The sequence below is a fragment of the Desulfurella sp. genome, assembly GCF_023256235.1.
Lineage (GTDB): Bacteria > Campylobacterota_A > Desulfurellia > Desulfurellales > Desulfurellaceae > Desulfurella.
This window is the reverse complement of record NZ_JAGDWY010000081.1, coordinates 16,736-34,026: the sequence shown is the minus strand read 5'-3', so window position 1 is coordinate 34,026 and position 17,291 is coordinate 16,736. Positions and strand designations below refer to the sequence as shown.

Genomic DNA, 17,291 nt, shown 5'->3' with positions numbered 1-17,291 from the left:
ATATTTACATTATACAAAGACTCAATCGAGATACTTCTTGACGAAAAGAATATTTTTAGCTATTCTTCATTAGGTGAGAAAAAAATGGTTTTATTTTCTTTAATGATGTCTTTAGTTAAGCATTATAATACTTTAAACAAAACACCAATTATATTAATTGACGATTTAGAAGGTGATATTTCAAATACAAACATAGAAAAAATTATTTCAATAATAAACACATTAAATAATCAAGTATTTATAACTACACTCGGCAATATAAATATCAAAAATGCAAATATAATACATTTGAGTGAGGCAATATGACAGCTAACTACACAGCAGAATCTATAAAAATATTAAAAGGATTAGATGGTGTTAGAAAAAGGCCTGCAATGTATATCGGAAATACATCTACAGAGGGCCTTCATCATCTGATTTACGAAATAGTAGATAACTCCATAGATGAATCTATGGCAGGTTTTTGCGATAAAATTGAAGTTATAATCCACAAAGACAATTCTGTAACCGTAAAAGACAATGGAAGAGGTATCCCAACAGAAATACACAAAGAAGAAAAAATTCCAGCAGCTACACTTGTTTTAACAACACTCCACTCCGGTGGTAAATTTGATAACAAAAGTTATAAAGTATCAGGCGGTTTACACGGTGTAGGTATAAGCGTTGTAAATGCACTATCGTCATACTTAAAAGTTGAGATTCACAGGAATGGTTTTGTTTTTGAGCAGGAATTTGAACGAGGAATTGCTATAAATGACTTAAAAACCACCAGTACCTGCAATGATACAGGCACGATAGTAACATTTAAACCTGACGATTTGATTTTTAGTACAACTGTATTTAACTACGAAATACTCGAAAAAAGATTGCAAGAACTAGCTTTCTTAAACAAAAATGTAACAATAAGTCTAATTGACGAAAGAACAGACAAAAAAAATACATTCTATTATGAAAATGGAATTGTAGATTTTATAAATTACCTGTGTAAAAACAAAGAACCTTTATTTGAAAACCCAATTTTAATAAGTATTGTTCACGATAATACACAATTTGAGTGTGCTTTTATATATACAAAAGGCTATGAATCAAATATTTTATCATTTGCAAATTCAATCCTAACCCAAGAAGGTGGAACACATCTTTCTATTTTTAAAACAGTACTTACAAAAGCAATAAATAATTATGCCAAAAAGAATAATTCACTAAAAAATATAACTTTAAGTGGTGAAGATTGTAGAGAAGGTTTAATTGGTATAGTTTCGATCAAACTACCAAACCCAGAATTTGAAGGTCAAACCAAAACGAAATTAGGAAATTTAGATACAAAAGGCCAATTGCAGAGTTTACTTTACGATAAAATAAGCGATTATTTTGAGGAACACCCAAATGTAATCAAAATAATATTAGAAAAAGCGATATTAGCCTACAATGCAAGAGAAGCCGCAAAAAATGCACGCGAGCTTGTCCGCAGAAAAACAATTTTTGAAACGAAAAATTTACCTGGAAAACTAGCTGATTGTCAAGAAAAAGATCCAGAAAAAACAGAGATCTTTATTGTTGAAGGTGATTCTGCAGGAGGCAGTGCAAAGCAAGCGCGTGATAGAAAGTATCAGGCAATTCTACCTATTAAAGGTAAAATCTTAAATACAGAAAAGTCGAATTTACACAAAATACTATCAAATGAAGAAATAAAAAGCATTGTTGCAGCTATTGGTTGTAATATAGATAAAAATTTTAATATAGATGAGATAAGGTATCATAAAATTATTATCATGACAGATGCAGATGTAGATGGAAGTCATATACAAACACTGCTTCTAACATTTTTTTACAATTTTTTGCGTCCTATTATCGAAAAAGGCTACTTGTATATTGCACAACCACCACTTTATAGAGTAAGGTATGATACTCAAAGTAAATATTTTAAAGATGATCTTGATTTAAGATCATTTTTAATTGATAGGGCATTAAAAAAAGTTTCTTTTGATGTAGATTTTAGTTTAAAAGATATTTATTTGCGTTTTGCGAACCTATTAAGTATTTTTGAGCAATTTGAAAAAGAAGAAAAACAGGAAAAATTTCTACACTATACCATTACAAATGGAATAGATACACAAAACCTTATCTATAATCTAAATAAGATAAAAGAAGCCTTGAATTTAGAAAAAATTGAAGAATTTGATACCAACATTAAATGTTCTTATATACAGGATAGGCAACTTAAAGAGTTCTATATAGATAAATCAATATTCTCAAGCAAATTTTACACAAAACTAGCAGAACTTTATGCTCTTGAGTCAAAAATCAAATTCCCAATAATAGCTTTTAATCAATCAAAACAAGGAGATAAAGAAAAAATAGAATTTAATAATTTAAGAAAACTATTCAATTACATAGATGAAATTTCTAAAAAAGGTATAGAAATACAACGCTATAAAGGTTTAGGAGAAATGAACCCAAATCAATTATGGGAAACTACCATGAACCCTGCAACACGAACAATGCATCTTGTTACTATCGATGATTTTAATCAAGCGAAAGAAATATTTGAGCTCCTCATGGGCGATAAAGTTGAACCAAGAAGAAAATTTATTGAAGAAAATGCAAAATTAGCAAACCTGGATGTGTAGTATGAAAGATTTATTTGAAAGAATTATTAAAACAAATATTATAGATACAATGAAAAAATCCTACATCGACTACTCTATGAGCGTGATTGTAGGAAGAGCCCTTCCGGATGCAAGAGATGGCCTAAAACCCGTACACAGAAGAATACTGTATGCAGCGAGCGAATTAGATTTGTTACATAACAAACCCTACAAAAAAAGCGCTCGTGTTGTTGGTGATGTTATTGGTAAGTACCACCCACATGGCGATACAAGTGTTTATGATGCAATGGTTAGAATGAGCCAGGAATTTACAATGAGATATCCTCTAATAGATGGTCAGGGTAATTTTGGCTCAGTTGACGGCGATAGCCCCGCAGCAATGAGATACACTGAAGTTAGATTATCAAAAATTGCAGAAGAGCTTTTAAAAGACATTGATAAAGATACTGTTGATTTTCAACCAAACTATGACGAAAGCTTAAAAGAACCAGTAGTTTTACCAAGTTTGATACCAAATCTTTTAATAAATGGTTCTTCTGGTATAGCTGTTGGTATGGCAACAAACATCGCACCTCATAATTTAGGTGAAGTCATAGATGCATTAATTTATTACATAGATAGTAAAAGAACTGCCCAAACAAAAGAATTACTTAATTTTATAAAAGGACCTGATTTCCCAACCGGGGCCATTGTAATGTGTGATTCTTTGGAAGAAATATATGATAAAGGCCTGGGAAAAATTAAAATACGCTCATTAGCAAAAATTGAAAAAATTGGCAACAAGCATATGATTATAATAGAAGAAATACCCTACCAGGTAAACAAAGCAAATCTTGTAAAAGATATAGCCCAGCTTGTAAAAGATAAGCAAATTGAAGGTATAAGTGATTTAAGAGATGAGTCAAACAAAGAAGGAATAAGAATTGTAATTGAAGTTAAGTCTTCGGAGCAGCCAGAAATAATTTTAAATAACCTCTACAAAATGAGCAATCTAGAAGTTAGCTTTAGTATAAATAATTTATGCCTTGTAGATAATGTGCCAAAAGTTTTATCTCTAAAAGAATATTTTAACGTATTTTTAGATTTTAGAGAACAGATAATTAAAAGACGAACAATTTATTTACTAAATATTGCAAAAGAACGTATTCATATACTGGAAGGCTTAAAAATTGCGGTACAAAATATTGACGAAGTAATAAGCATAATAAAAAAATCACAAACACCCCAGATTGCAAAAGATAGACTCAAAGAACGATTTAATCTAAGTGACAAACAAACGAACGCTATTTTAGAGATGAGGTTATCACGATTAACAGGTTTGGAAATAGAAAAATTAGAAAAAGAATACAATGAAATACTAGAAAAGATAAAAAATTACGAAAAAATTCTGGGTAATTATGATGAGCTAGTATCAATAGTAAAAAGCGAGCTTATATATATCAAAGAAAATTACTCTGACAGAAGAAGAACGCAAATTGTAACAAAACTTGAAGAAATAAACAAAGAAGACTTGGTAAAACAAGAAAAACTTTTAATAACTTTTTCTAATAAAGGTTACATAAAATCCATACCTTTATCATTTTACAATGTTCAATCGCGAGGCGGCAAAGGTAGAATAGCAGCCGTATATTCAGAGGATGATTATATTCTGGATTGTTTGGTTTTAGATAGTTTAGATAATGTATTGATGTTTTCAAACTATGGTAGAATCTATTCCATGAAAGCCTATGAAATACCAAAATCAAACAATTATGCAAAAGGAAAAGCTATAGTTAACCTATTGAATTTAAAAAACAACGAACAAATTAAAGCAATAAGCGCATATAAGCCTAGAAATGATTATATACTCATAACGCAAAAAGGTATTATAAAAAGAATATCTTCTGATAATTTTTCTGATATTAAATCAAATGGCAGAACGATTATAAACTTAAAAGATGATAGTCTTGTTTGTATTATACCAGATGTATCGCAAAAAGATGAAATTGTAATATGCACGTCTTTGGGTCAGTCTGTAAGATTTGATGTAGAGCATGTTCGCCAGATGGGTAGAAGCGCCTACGGCGTAAAAGGTATTAGCTTATCCAAAGATGATAATGTTGTATCTGGCTTTAAGCTTGAAAGCAAAGAAGATAAAATCGTACTTATTACACAAAACGGTATTGCAAAGGTAATCTTGGCAGATTCTATAAGAAAAGTTTCTCGTGGTGCAAAAGGCGTAAGAATTATAAAGTTAAAAGATAATGATAGACTTATTGATGCAGAAAGACTTCAGGATAATAGTGAGATTTTGATTACAACAAAACTTGGCAAATTGATTAGAATTAATTCAACTCAGTTTAGAGAAATGTCAAGATATGCTTACGGTGTTAAAGCTATAGAACTTGAAAATGATGATACAGTGGTAAAAGTAAATGTTACAAAAGACCAATACTGCGATATCTAACATACAAAGTATTATTAAAAATATTGATACGCTTTTACTAAATATTAAAAGCGAGAGTTTGTTGCTTGATAAAGTGATAGAGCATATATCAGGTGGTAAACGCTTAAGACCAATACTTGTAGTGGCAAGTGCAAGAAGTTTGGGTTATGATAATGAAGAAATTTTGCATTTAACAGCATGTATAGTTGAGTATATACATATAGCAAGCTTGCTTCATGATGATGTTATCGATAATGCAAAAATGCGCAGAGGCAAACAAAGTGTTAATGTAGCATACGGAAATAGAGTTGCTATAATGAGTGGAGATTACTTGTATTCGTTGGCTTATAATAAAGTTTTGGATGTAAGTGTAGATGTAGCAAAAGAAATTTCAAAAGCAGCTTACAATCTGGCATTGGGTGAGATTATTGAAATAGAGAATTTTTCAAATATTATTGATGTAAACACATACTTTGATATAATTTATAAAAAAACAGCAAGCTTAATAGAAAGCGCATGTGTAAGTGGTTGTTTGCTTTCAAGTAAAACTGATGAGCTTGAACATTTCAGACAATATGGCAAGAATCTTGGGTTGGCTTTTCAGATAAAAGATGATTTAATGGATTATTCAAATACAGACATTGGTAAAGATACGTATAATGATATAGCTGAAGGTAAAGTTACGTTACCGTTAATTTTGGCATTAGAAAAAGATCCAGACACTAAATACCATTTGCTTGAATATTTTAAAACAAAAAGTCAGGAACATAAAAATTATTGCATACATGCTTGCAGGGCTTTTGGTGTTAATGATGCTTTTGAGATAGCAAAACAAAAGGCTTTAATTGCAAAACAAAATATACAACATCTCCCGGACTCCATTTATAAAGATATTCTTGTATTTTTAGCCGATTATGCTGTGGAAAGAAATAAATGACACAAAATTTAAGCATTAATAATTTATATGTTGTTGGTTTAAACTGGAAAACTGCGCCATTAAATGTAAGAGAATCTTTTGTATTTGAAAGTACTTCTATTCATGAACGTGCAAAAGATATCAAAGAAGCATTTAATATTGCAGAGATTATGATAATTTCAACGTGCAACAGAACTGAAATCGTAGCAGTTTCGTATCATAATCCTTGCGAGTCTTTAATTAAATATTTGTCAGATTATGCAAAGTATGAATTGAATAATGCTATAAAATATATATATAAAAAACAATCTATAGAAGCAGTGCGCCATATATTTGAGTTATCAAGTGGACTTGATTCACAGGTTATTGGTGAAACACAGATTTTGAGCCAGTTAAAAGATGCATATCGCACAACTGTGGTATACAATCTAAGTGGTGCTATACTAAACAGGATTATGCGTAAAGCTTTTACTATTGCAAAAATAGTAAGGAGTCAGACAAATATACAAAAAGGGCACCTTTCTATTGCTAGCCTTGCAAGTCATGTAGCTTTAGAGCATTTTGGTCTTGATAGTAAAAAAGTAATTATTATTGGTAGTGGTGATATGGCTCGTCTTTCTGCTAAGTATTTTTCTGACAAAGGGTCACAGATTGCCTACATAGCAAACAGACGAAGTGAAACGGTTGATTTTGCACAAAATTTCAATGCTAAAATTGTAACTCTGGAAGATTTGAAAAATTTATTTAATGAAGTAGATATTGTTGTTTCATGTATTTATACACCAAGACCTATTATTGAAAATATTGATGTGGAAAGAAAATTACTGATTATGGATCTTTCTGTGCCTTCTTCTGTTAGCTTAAATGTAAAGAAAAATCCAAATGTTATCCTTTTTAATTTAGACGATTTAAAAAATGTGTATAACGATAGTGTATTATTAAAACAAAATAGCATTGAATTATCTCATCAAATTATAGATGAGAATTTGCGTGCATTTATAGAAGAAAATAGTGCTCTTGATTACAACAAAACAATTGATACACTAAGGCAGTATGCAGACCGTATAAGAAAAATAGAGTTAAAAAAATTTCAAAAAAAATATAAAACAGACGAGAAATTGCTTGATGCCATAGATAAGCTAACTCGCTCAATATTAAATAAAACACTTCATGAACCTACCTCAAAAATCAGACAGTTTATAAAAGAACCCGAAGGTGATATGTATGTTGAACTGATCAGGCGGCTTTTTAATATTAGCATCGAAAACAAACCTGTAAACTGTTTCTTTTCTGAAAACCCAGATGATGAAAATAATTAAAATTGGAACAAGAAAATCAAAGCTCGCAATGTGGCAGGCAAAATATGTAGAAAACCTGCTTGTTGAAAAGGGTTATATTTGCGAGATTGTAGGGATTACTACACTTGGTGATAAAATAGATAAACCGCTTTATGAGTTTGGCGGTAAAGGTTTGTTTACAGGCGCATTAGAAGTAGCGCTTTTAAATAAAGCCATAGATATAGCTGTACACAGTGTTAAAGACGTAAGTGTTATTGAAAATAATCAATTACCACTAAAGTTCATACTAAAAAGAGACTATAATAAAGATTGCCTTGTAAGTTTTAAAGGCCCAATTGAGAGATTACCAAAAGGTGCTCTAATCGGTACAACTTCTCTAAGAAGACGCGTTGAGCTTTCTCATATAAGGGATGATTTAGAATTTATTGATTTTAGAGGCAATCTTGATACACGTCTTGAAAAGCTAAAAAAAGGTGTGGTTGATGCCATAGTTGTATCAAAATCAGGCTTGAAAAGACTTGGTTTATATGATAGTGCATACTGCTTTGATCTGGATATAGTAAGTTCTGCAGGACAGGGTGTAATTGGCGTGCAAACGCGCTTAGACGAATTTGATGAGCTTGATTTTTTAGACGATAGTGCAACACATATGTGTGTTAATATAGAAAGAGAATTTGTAAAAGCATTAAATGCTTCGTGTAATTTTCCAATTGGTGCTTATGCTTATTTTAATAAAAATGACCAATTTTGTTTAAAAACAATGTACGCAGACCCAAAAACCTTTAAAAAAATTGATTGTTTTAAGTGTGGTGTGCCACAACAGGTTTTAAAAGAATGTATAGAATACACAAAGAACAGTTTAGCTTATATATAGATTGTGGTATTGGTTTAGAGTTTTTCCCGGATATTTACAAATTAGCTTATTTTGAAAGCAATATACCAGGGAAGTTTTTATTAAAAGCGCACAATAAAACAAAAGATATAAATAAAGCTGAGGTTATTGTAAGATGCCATTATAAGCAAAGCGAAGTGATTAATTTTTCTAATGCTCCAAAAATATTGTTTTGCGCAAATAAAGATGATTTAATTAAATATACAATTCAATATGAAAATACATACAATATGTGTCCTGTAAATGTGTTTGAGTTTGAAGCACTTGATTTTGATTTACCAGAAAAAAGCATAGATCGCGTGTTTTTTTCAAGCAAAAGAGCTTTTGACTTTTTTGTTAAAAAAGCTGGTATGAGTTTTTTGTGCGGCAAAGAACTGTTTGCGGTGGGCAAGCAAACGGCAGAATACATAAAAAACTTTGGCTTTAGCGTGAAACATCCATCAATTTACACATCAAGCGAGCTTGATTTAAAAGATACGCTTGTTGTTTGTCCAAAAGAACATGGAGTCTATGATGAAAAAGCGATAGTGCTTGAAGTATATCAAACACTTATGGCAAAAGACATTGACTATTATACTTATGATTGTGATTTTGATTTTGCACTGGTCAGCAGCCCGCTTGCTTTTAAGTATTTAATAGATACTTTTAAAGACTATCCTGGGCGTGTTAAAAAAAATATTATTTGTATTGGTACCACTACGCAAAAAGCAGTAGAAAAATTTGGATATTCTTGTATAATACCAAAAGAATTTACAATACCTGCAATGTTTAAATTATTGGAGGATTTAAATTGAAAACAAAAGAATTAGAAGAGTTTTCTAAAACACTAAGAAAAGCGATACTAGTTTCTCTCAATGCCGCCAAAAGTGGACACAGCGGGGGTAGTTTAAGCTCGATCGATATCCTAAATACACTCTATTTTGGTGGCGTTTTAAATATAGATCCAAATAACCCAAGAAATGATAATCAGGATAGGTTTGTTTTATCAAAAGGACACGCAGCACCAGCACTTTATGTGTGCCTTGCTTATAAAGGCTTTTTTGATAAGGATTTATTGTATACTTTAAGAAAACTGGGAAGCCCACTGCAGGGTCATCCTGACTCTAAAAAATTAAAAGGCGTATGTGCGTCTACTGGCTCTTTGGGACATGGATTGTCCCAGGCAGTTGGTATGGCGCTTGCGCTTAAGCTTAAAAAAAGCAACTCAAATGTTTATTGCTTAATTGGCGATGGAGAAATGCAAGAAGGCCTTGTTTATGAAGCTTTGATGTGTGCAAGTCATTATAAATTAGACAATCTATGCGTTATTTTGGATTTTAATGGTTTGCAGATTGATGGAGCGATTAGCGATGTTATGAATATAAGTCCTGTTAAAGAAAAATTCGAAGCGTTTGGTTTTTTAACATACGAAGTGGATGGTCACAATTACAATCAATTGCTTGATGCATTTGAGCAATTTAAAAATACAAAGAATTCTAAACCATTTGCACTAATTGCACACACAGTAAAAGGAAAAGGCGTAAGTTTTATGGAAAATAAGTATGAATACCATGGCAAACCGCCCACAGATGAAGAATTAAATAAAGCACTTTTGGAGTTAGGAGTGGAAAATGGAATATAAAGCAACAAGGGATGCATACGGTAAAGCTCTTGTAGAAATAGGCATTGATAAAAAAATTGTTGTGCTTGATGCAGATCTTTCTTCTTCTACAAAATCTGCAGAGTTTAAAAAAGTATACCCAGAGCGTTTTTTTAATATAGGTATAGCAGAGCTGAATATGGTGGATATAGCAGCAGGGTTTGCACTCGAAGGTTTTAAGGTTTTTGCATCAAGTTTCGCTGTTTTTATAACAGGCAGAGCTTTTGAAGGTGTAAGACAATCTATTTGTTACCAGGATCTGGATGTAGTGTTATGCGGTTCTCATGCAGGCATAAGCGTAGGTGAAGATGGTGGTTCCCACCAGGCAATATGTGATATATCATTAATGAGAAGTTTACCAAATATGCAGGTAATTGTGCCAGCAGATTACAATGAAACCTATAAAGCTGTTTTGGCTTTACATAAAAATAAAGGTCCTTTTTATTTAAGAACCTCAAGGGAAAAATCTCTTAATTTTACTACACACGATTTCGAGATAGGAAAAGCTAACATTCTAAAACAAGGAAAAGATGCCTGCATATTTGCCTGCGGCCCGGTAATTGAGTTTGCGATTAAAGCTGCGCAAGAGCTTGATAAAGAAAAAATAAGCGTTTGTGTGGTTGATGTTAGCACTATAAAGCCATTAGATACAGATACGGTTTATAATAGCGCAAAAAATGTTGGACACATTTTTACACTTGAAGAGCATTCAATTGTTGGTGGTCTTGGAAGCGCTGTTTGTGAGTTTTTGGGCGAAAATTTGCCAAAGCGCATTAAAAGGATTGGGATTGATGATAAATTTGGTCAATCTGGAACATCGGCAGATTTATTTTGCGAGTATGGCTTTAGTGTAGAAAATATAGCAAGTAAAATAAAAAAGAGCTTGGAAGATGATTGAATTTGTTGATGTCAGTAAATTTTATAATGATAAGCGCGTTTTTGAAGGGCTAAATTTTTATATAAGGGAAGGACAGATTGTTCAAATAAGTGGTGGTTTTGCCTGCGGTAAAACCACGCTTTTAAAGCTTATTTGCAGAATGGAAAAGCCTACATCTGGCGATGTAAAGATCTTTGGTGAACCGTTAAGTCGTATAAAATATTCAAGATTGATGCATCTTAGACGTCATATAGGTGTGGTATTTGATGATTTTGGACTTATAGAAAACTTAAGCGTAAAAGCTTACCTGCATTTAGTGACAAAATTATTGAAAAGAAAACAGTATTTAGAAGAAGCTATAGATTTTTTTGGTCTAAAAAATCTTCTTAATATAAAAATATTCAATTTGTCATTATCAGAAAAATACAGATTGGCACTGGCCAGGATTTTAGCTTTAAGGGTCCCGCTTGTGCTTTTAGATGAACCATTTTCTTATTACAAAAACAAACAAGAGCTTATTAGCATACTAAAAAAACTCAACAATGATTATAAGATGACGATAGTGTTTACAAGTTTTACACCAATTGAATACATTGATAATTTAGATATTTTTAATACATGCAATGTAGGTGAACAATGAAAAAAGATTCTACAAGACTGGTGATAACATTTATAATGCTTATATTTTTGCTGATAATTAGTTTTTCTGCTTCGATTTTATATACGGTCAATAACTATCTTGAATCAAAGCGTTCAAATGTACCGGTTTTTGTGTTTTTTAAAGATAATGTATCAAAAGAGCAAGCTTTATCGTATGCAAACTCACTTAAAACACACGCAGGCGTTAAAAGTGTTAAATTTATAGATAAAAGCGAAGCTTTATCAGACATATTATCAAAATTAAATTTACCACTGCAACAATTCAGCGAAAATCCACTGCCCTACTCTTTGGAGATTTTTTTAAAACCTCAGTTTGCAGCTGAACCACCAAACATTAATTCAATAGAAAAAACACTCAAATCAAACAACCTGATTGATGAAGTGCGTATTCCAAAGGGTTTGTTTGCAAATATCAGCCAAACCACACTAACTTTTAAAGAATTTTCGTATGTTTTGCTTGGCACTTTTATATTACTTGAAATTATTATTTTAGCTTTGCTTTTAAAAATTTCGTACGATTTACAACGCAGCAATTACAATAAACTAAAGCTATTTGGTATAAAAAGATTAAGGATTTTTTTAATTTTTTTAAAACAAACAATTGTTTCATGGTTATTTGCGAGCTTGTTTTCAGTAATTTTAGGTTCTATCATAATGTTTTTGTACATTAATTATATCAATTTAGTACCAGCTTATCAAAACGATATATTGATTTCTTTTGGCGTAAGTTCAGGTTTATATATAGTTTTTTCGCTTATAATCTTGACAATTTTGAGTTTGTTTGTGTTTTTTATTGAAGATGAAAAAATTTAGTGCACTTCTTGTAGTCTTAATAACCCTTCTTTGCACTGTTTTAGCTTATGGTAGCCAAAAACAGGAATTAGAAAGTCAAATAAAACAAATAAACACATCGATTTCAAACAAACAGTATCACTACAATCTCGCAGAAAAAAAATATATAACATACACCAACCAATTAAGAGATCTTAATGCAAAAGTACAGGTTTTGGAAAAAAAACTGCGCGCTCAAGAAGAAAATTTAAAAAAATTATCAGCAGAAATTGAGAGTTTAAATAAAAGCATAGAAGAACTAACTATAAAATTAAACGAAGAAAAGTCCAAAAGTTCAAAAGCCCTTAAAGCCTATTATTACTTTTATAATATTGAAAAATATTTTCCACAAGGACTTTATTACGAATACATGAATAAAAAAATTGCGCATTATTTACAAGGGCGAATAAAATCATACATGGAACATCAGGTGTTGTTAAACAAACAAAAGCAGGAGCTTGTACTCAAAAAAAACAATCAGCTAAAATTAATTGCCAGCATAAATGAACAAAAAAATGCCATTGCACAGCAAAAAAACAAAATAGCTGTACTGGCACAAGAAGCAGCACGGTTGAAACAAGCTTACATTAATGATATAGTTTACCTTCAAAGGCAAAGGAATTATTTACAATCAGTATTAAATAAAATAATACAAGAAGAAATTAGAAGACAGGAAGAACTTAAACGACAAAGGGAGCTTGAAAGACAAAGACTACTAAAACTCCAACAATACAAAAAGGCTCAAGAGTTAAAAAAACAACAGGAAGAAGCAGAAAGCAGAATGAAACTTGAAAATTTACACACAGGCTTAAGACCGCCCGTTGAAGGTGTTATTGTTGATAATTTTGGTGTAAAAACAAACCCAGTATTTAATGTGCAAACCAGAAATGATGGCATAGATATAAAAGCGAAAGCAGGCTCGCCAATTAGAGCCATAGCAAAAGGTCAGGTAGACTATGTTGGAACAATTCCTGGTCTAGGCGGCGTTATAATTATAAATCATTTGAATGATTACTATAGTATATATGCGCATGTAAATCCAAATGTGTCAAAGGGTCAGATGGTTAATGAAGGTCAGATTATTGGTCATCTAAGTGGTGATATTTTACATTTTGAATTAAGGAAAGGTTCGGTTCCTGTTAATCCATTAAATTTTATCAATAGAAGATATTTAGGAGGTTAGGTTTATGAAAAACCGCTTTTTATTTTTAGTAGGCATAGTTGTCAGTCTACTTATTATTGCTACAGCTGTTTTGAGTTTTCGTGTTACACCAACGGAAGCTACATCAAATCAATACAATGATTTAAAAATGTTTTCTCAAGTTCTAGCTATAGTGCAGTCTCAGTATGTTGACAAAGTAAGTCCATCTGAGCTCATAATAAATGCCACAAAAGGCATGGTAAGCTCACTTGATCCACACTCAGCATTTATGACGCCACAAGAATATAAAGATTTGCAGGTATCTACATCAGGAGAGTTTGGTGGTATTGGTACATCAATTACGCTAAAAGACGGACTGATAACAGTTGTTACACCTATTGAAGGAACACCAGCCTACAAAGCGGGTATTAAAGCAGGAGATATAATACTACAGATAAATAACAAAAGCACTCTGGGCATGAGCTTAGATGAAGCGGTAAAGTTACTAAGAGGCAAACCAGGTAGTGAAGTAAGGCTTGTTATTGGAAGAAAGAACGAGAAAAAGCCATTGATTTTTAATATAAAGCGAGAAATTATACACATAAAAAGCGTGGATTATAAAGACTTAGATGGTATAGGCTACATAAGAATTATCCAGTTTCAAGAAGGTACAACAAAAGCTGTAAAAAATGCACTTGATGCATTGGAGAAAAAACATATTAAAGGTCTTGTGATTGATTTAAGAGATAACCCAGGCGGTTTATTAACCGAAGCAATTGGCGTATCAAACCTTTTTGTAAATAAAGGTGTAATTGTATCAATTAAAGGTAGAAATAAAAGCGACGATCAGGTATTTTATGCAAAAGACGAAAAAGTACCGCATATGCCTATCGCAGTTTTGATAAACTCTGGAACAGCTTCAGCTGCAGAAATCGTAGCAGGATGCCTGAAAGATCATAAAACAGCTGTTCTTGTAGGTACAAGAAGTTTTGGAAAAGGAAGTGTACAAAGCATAATACCTCTTGAAGATGGTTATGCCCTAAGACTTACAACTGCAAAATACTACACACCAGATGGCCATAGTATACAGGCTGTTGGCATTGTACCAAATGTTGAAGTAAAACCCGCAAAGGTAGAGCAGGAAGATTTTGGCTATGCCCTAAGAGAAGAAAACCTTATTAATCATCTAACAAGCAACGAAACAGAACAATCAAAACCACAGCAAGTTATTCAAGAGCCACAAACTACTCAGGACTTCCAGCTTTTAACAGCTATTAATATATTGAAAGCCCAGATTGCAGAATGGCCCAAAAAATAAATATTTTGCTTGGGAAGAGCTTCATTTTATGGCTCTTTCTAAGCTTTTTATTGTTTCCTAAACTTTCTTTTGCTAAAGGCAGTATTTCTATAATAATCGACGATATGGGCTATGATCACTATGTTATGCAAAAATTTCTGGATATCAATTTGCCTTTAGCCTTTTCTTTTATACCAGATACACCTTTTGTTCATATGTCGGGTGATTTTTGTAAAAAGGGATATACTGTAATGCTGCATATGCCAAGCGAGTCTATAGATAAGTATTTAAATAACAATTATCCACTTTTTCTAAGAGTGTCTGACTCAAAAAAAGATATATTTGAACAATTAGACAGGGCTATGCGCAATATCCCTTGTGCAAGCGGTTTTAATAACCACATGGGTTCAAAATTCTTGCAAAGCTCAGTTAAGATGAGCGATGTTATGGAGTTTTTGAAACAACATAACCTTTTTTTTGTGGATAGCCTGACTACACCAAATAGTGTAGGCTACAAACTTGCTTGTCGATACAAAGTACCTTACGCTGTACGGGATATGTTTATCGATAATAAAAAACGTTTTAATTATGTAAAACATAATTTGCTTGATGCAATAAAACTTGCAAAGCAAGGCAAAAATGTTATAGTTATTGGACATGACAATATTGTAGATTATGAAGCTATTGTTCATTTAAAAGATAAACTAAAGCCATACCTTAAAGATATTAAGGAGAACTTGATTCAATGTCAATAATCTTGGCGTTTGATACATCTTGCGATGATACATCTTGTGCAATTTTGGGTGAAGGCAAAAAATCAAACATAGTTATATCGCAAAATTTTGTCCACGAAGCATATGGGGGCATAATGCCCGAACAGGCTGCTAGAACCCATTTTGAAAATATTGACCAGGCTACAAAGGAAGCTTTAAAACAAGCTCAGTGTAATATAAAAGATATAGATTTTATTGCAGTTACAATTGGTCCTGGACTTTTGCCATCATTACTTGTAGGTGTAAGTTATGCGAAAGGTTTAGCATATAGATACCATTTGCCCATAATACCGATAAATCACATAGAAGGTCATATTTTTGCAAACTTTATTGAAAACGACATAGATTTTCCATTTATTGTTCTTATTGTTTCTGGTGCACATACGCATCTTTTTCTGGTAGAAAAATTCGGTAAGTATCAATTACTTGGGAAAACCTTAGATGATGCGGTCGGGGAGGCCTTTGATAAAGTAGCAAGGATTCTTGGGCTTGGCTATCCTGGCGGTCCAGTTATTGACAGATTGTCAAAAAATGGCAACCCTTATAGTTTCAGAATTCCAAAGGGTTTGTCTCAAAAGAACACGCTTAATTTTAGCTTTAGTGGTGTTAAGACATATGTCAAAAACCTTGTCGAAAAATCAAAAGACCTGTCAAAAACTTTTATATGCGATGTAGCAGCTTCATTCCAAAAGGCTTGTGTTGATGTATTGTGTGAAAAAACACTTTTAGCATTAAAAAAATATAAAATAAGTAGACTTGTGTTGGCAGGTGGTGTTAGTGCAAATTCATTACTTAGACAACAGATGAGTCAACTTGCCACGGAAAATAATTTAAATTTATATTTGCCTTCAATTAGTCTTTGTACTGATAATGCTTTGATGATAGCAAAAGCTGCTCAATTCAGGATGGATCTTGCAACATTTGATTTTGATTTAATAGATGCAAAAGCCTCTTTAAATCTGGTTTAATTATCTAAATAGCGCATCAAGCTTTTTTCTGGTTGAACTATTTTTGGGGACAAGTTTATCGCGGAGATTTTTAAAAGACTCTCGCGCGTTTACATAACATTTAGGACTTAAGAAGCCTGGTATTGCTTTTGCATACTCGCAGGTTTGACACAAAATTTCACCTTCTTTTTGGCCAAGCATTATTTGCACTATACTTTTAAGTTTTTCACCGTTTAAAATATCATTGTAGTGCTCACTAAAAATATTTCCTACAATATGCTTTAGCCCAAAATCCATACAGCATAAAGCTAAATCGCCATTTGGCAGAGCAACTTGACCTAAATTGTGCTTGCAAACAAGTTTTTTGTGAGCATTTGTTTTTAAGACAGAACCCGCATACCCTGCCCTTGTTGTGTATCTTTCATACTTTATTGCTATATTGAGTCTGTTTTCAATATTTTGCAAGTCATTTTTGTTTTGTTGTGTTAAGCCGTTATCCAAGCAGCCAAATACAAGCTCACATTTTGGCTTTAAAGATAAAAGCTGCTCTACATTGTTCCACGCTGTCGCATCGCTTAGACCCTTCCTATTGTTTAAATTGGGCGGCTGTATGCTTACGTGGCATTTTATGGGCAAATCTTTTATTTTTTTAAAGCCAGTCTCTGAAAAGTTTTTTAGCGTTGTTATGAGCTCAACACGAAAGCCTTGTGTATAGGCTTCTAATATACAATCATAAATATCGCTGTTTTCTAATGGTTCGCTAAAGCCGCTGAATTTTACTTCTTCAATTGTAGAGTTTTTGATGTTTGTAAGCGCTTTTTTAAAAGTTTCAAGCGTAAAGCTTTTTATGTTTGACTTATAGTTTTTTACAAATATACCTTGAGGGCAAAAATTGCAGCCCACAGAACATCCTACTTGCATTGTAAATTCTATGCTTTTAAAGTAAGATTTAGGCAATTTTAAATCGTCAATCAACAAATTTTTCT

General features: G+C 32.2%; 16 protein-coding genes. 15 read left to right on the top strand and 1 reads right to left on the bottom strand.

Annotated features, from left to right (window positions below):
- The 15 genes from Q0C22_RS08950 to tsaD all read left to right on the top strand — a co-directional run.
- Positions 1-306: hypothetical protein (locus tag Q0C22_RS08950; protein ID WP_291493929.1), on the top strand; the 306-nt coding region annotated here is incomplete at its 5' end.
- Positions 303-2,630: a DNA topoisomerase (ATP-hydrolyzing) subunit B gene (gene gyrB, locus Q0C22_RS08945; RefSeq protein ID WP_291493927.1), complete on the top strand. Its 2,328-nt coding sequence runs from the start codon at positions 303-305 to the stop codon at positions 2,628-2,630. The genes Q0C22_RS08950 and gyrB, both read left to right, overlap by 4 nt.
- Before the next feature lies 1 nt (position 2,631).
- On the top strand, positions 2,632-5,055 hold the full coding sequence (gene gyrA, locus Q0C22_RS08940) for a DNA gyrase subunit A (RefSeq protein ID WP_291493925.1): 2,424 nt from the start codon (positions 2,632-2,634) through the stop codon (positions 5,053-5,055).
- On the top strand, positions 5,024-5,971 hold the full coding sequence (locus Q0C22_RS08935) for a polyprenyl synthetase family protein (RefSeq protein ID WP_291493923.1): 948 nt from the start codon (positions 5,024-5,026) through the stop codon (positions 5,969-5,971). The genes gyrA and Q0C22_RS08935 overlap by 32 nt, the downstream gene beginning before the upstream one ends.
- Positions 5,968-7,269, top strand: a complete 1,302-nt coding sequence (gene hemA / locus Q0C22_RS08930; protein WP_291493921.1) for a glutamyl-tRNA reductase — start codon at positions 5,968-5,970, stop codon at positions 7,267-7,269. The genes Q0C22_RS08935 and hemA overlap by 4 nt, the downstream gene beginning before the upstream one ends.
- Entirely contained in the window at positions 7,256-8,122 is an 867-nt protein-coding gene (gene hemC / locus Q0C22_RS08925) for a hydroxymethylbilane synthase (protein ID WP_291493919.1), read from the top strand. Before hemA ends, hemC begins: the two co-directional genes overlap by 14 nt.
- Positions 8,083-8,934, top strand: a complete 852-nt coding sequence (locus Q0C22_RS08920; RefSeq protein ID WP_291493917.1) for a uroporphyrinogen-III synthase — start codon at positions 8,083-8,085, stop codon at positions 8,932-8,934. Before hemC ends, Q0C22_RS08920 begins: the two co-directional genes overlap by 40 nt.
- Entirely contained in the window at positions 8,931-9,761 is an 831-nt protein-coding gene (locus Q0C22_RS08915; RefSeq protein WP_291493915.1) for a transketolase, read from the top strand. Before Q0C22_RS08920 ends, Q0C22_RS08915 begins: the two co-directional genes overlap by 4 nt.
- Positions 9,751-10,677: a transketolase family protein gene (locus tag Q0C22_RS08910; protein ID WP_291493913.1), complete on the top strand. Its 927-nt coding sequence runs from the start codon at positions 9,751-9,753 to the stop codon at positions 10,675-10,677. The genes Q0C22_RS08915 and Q0C22_RS08910 overlap by 11 nt, the downstream gene beginning before the upstream one ends.
- The gene (locus Q0C22_RS08905) at positions 10,670-11,296 is read left to right on the top strand and encodes an ATP-binding cassette domain-containing protein (protein WP_291493911.1); all 627 of its coding nucleotides are present in this window, start codon (positions 10,670-10,672) and stop codon (positions 11,294-11,296) included. Before Q0C22_RS08910 ends, Q0C22_RS08905 begins: the two co-directional genes overlap by 8 nt.
- A complete protein-coding gene (locus Q0C22_RS08900; protein WP_291493909.1) occupies positions 11,293-12,129 on the top strand; it encodes a permease-like cell division protein FtsX in 837 nt (278 codons plus the stop codon). Before Q0C22_RS08905 ends, Q0C22_RS08900 begins: the two co-directional genes overlap by 4 nt.
- On the top strand, positions 12,116-13,330 hold the full coding sequence (locus Q0C22_RS08895; RefSeq protein WP_291493907.1) for a peptidoglycan DD-metalloendopeptidase family protein: 1,215 nt from the start codon (positions 12,116-12,118) through the stop codon (positions 13,328-13,330). Before Q0C22_RS08900 ends, Q0C22_RS08895 begins: the two co-directional genes overlap by 14 nt.
- Before the next feature lie 4 nt (positions 13,331-13,334).
- Entirely contained in the window at positions 13,335-14,606 is a 1,272-nt protein-coding gene (locus Q0C22_RS08890) for a S41 family peptidase (protein WP_291493905.1), read from the top strand.
- Positions 14,591-15,340, top strand: coding sequence for a divergent polysaccharide deacetylase family protein (locus tag Q0C22_RS08885; protein WP_291493902.1), 750 nt, complete (start codon positions 14,591-14,593; stop codon positions 15,338-15,340). Before Q0C22_RS08890 ends, Q0C22_RS08885 begins: the two co-directional genes overlap by 16 nt.
- On the top strand, positions 15,331-16,326 hold the full coding sequence (gene tsaD, locus Q0C22_RS08880; protein WP_291493900.1) for a tRNA (adenosine(37)-N6)-threonylcarbamoyltransferase complex transferase subunit TsaD: 996 nt from the start codon (positions 15,331-15,333) through the stop codon (positions 16,324-16,326). The genes Q0C22_RS08885 and tsaD overlap by 10 nt, the downstream gene beginning before the upstream one ends.
- Here the strand turns inward: tsaD and Q0C22_RS08875 are convergent, their stop codons facing one another.
- Entirely contained in the window at positions 16,327-17,283 is a 957-nt protein-coding gene (locus Q0C22_RS08875) for an SPASM domain-containing protein (RefSeq protein WP_291493897.1), read from the bottom strand. It abuts the gene before it with no gap.
- Positions 17,284-17,291 lie beyond the last annotated feature (8 nt).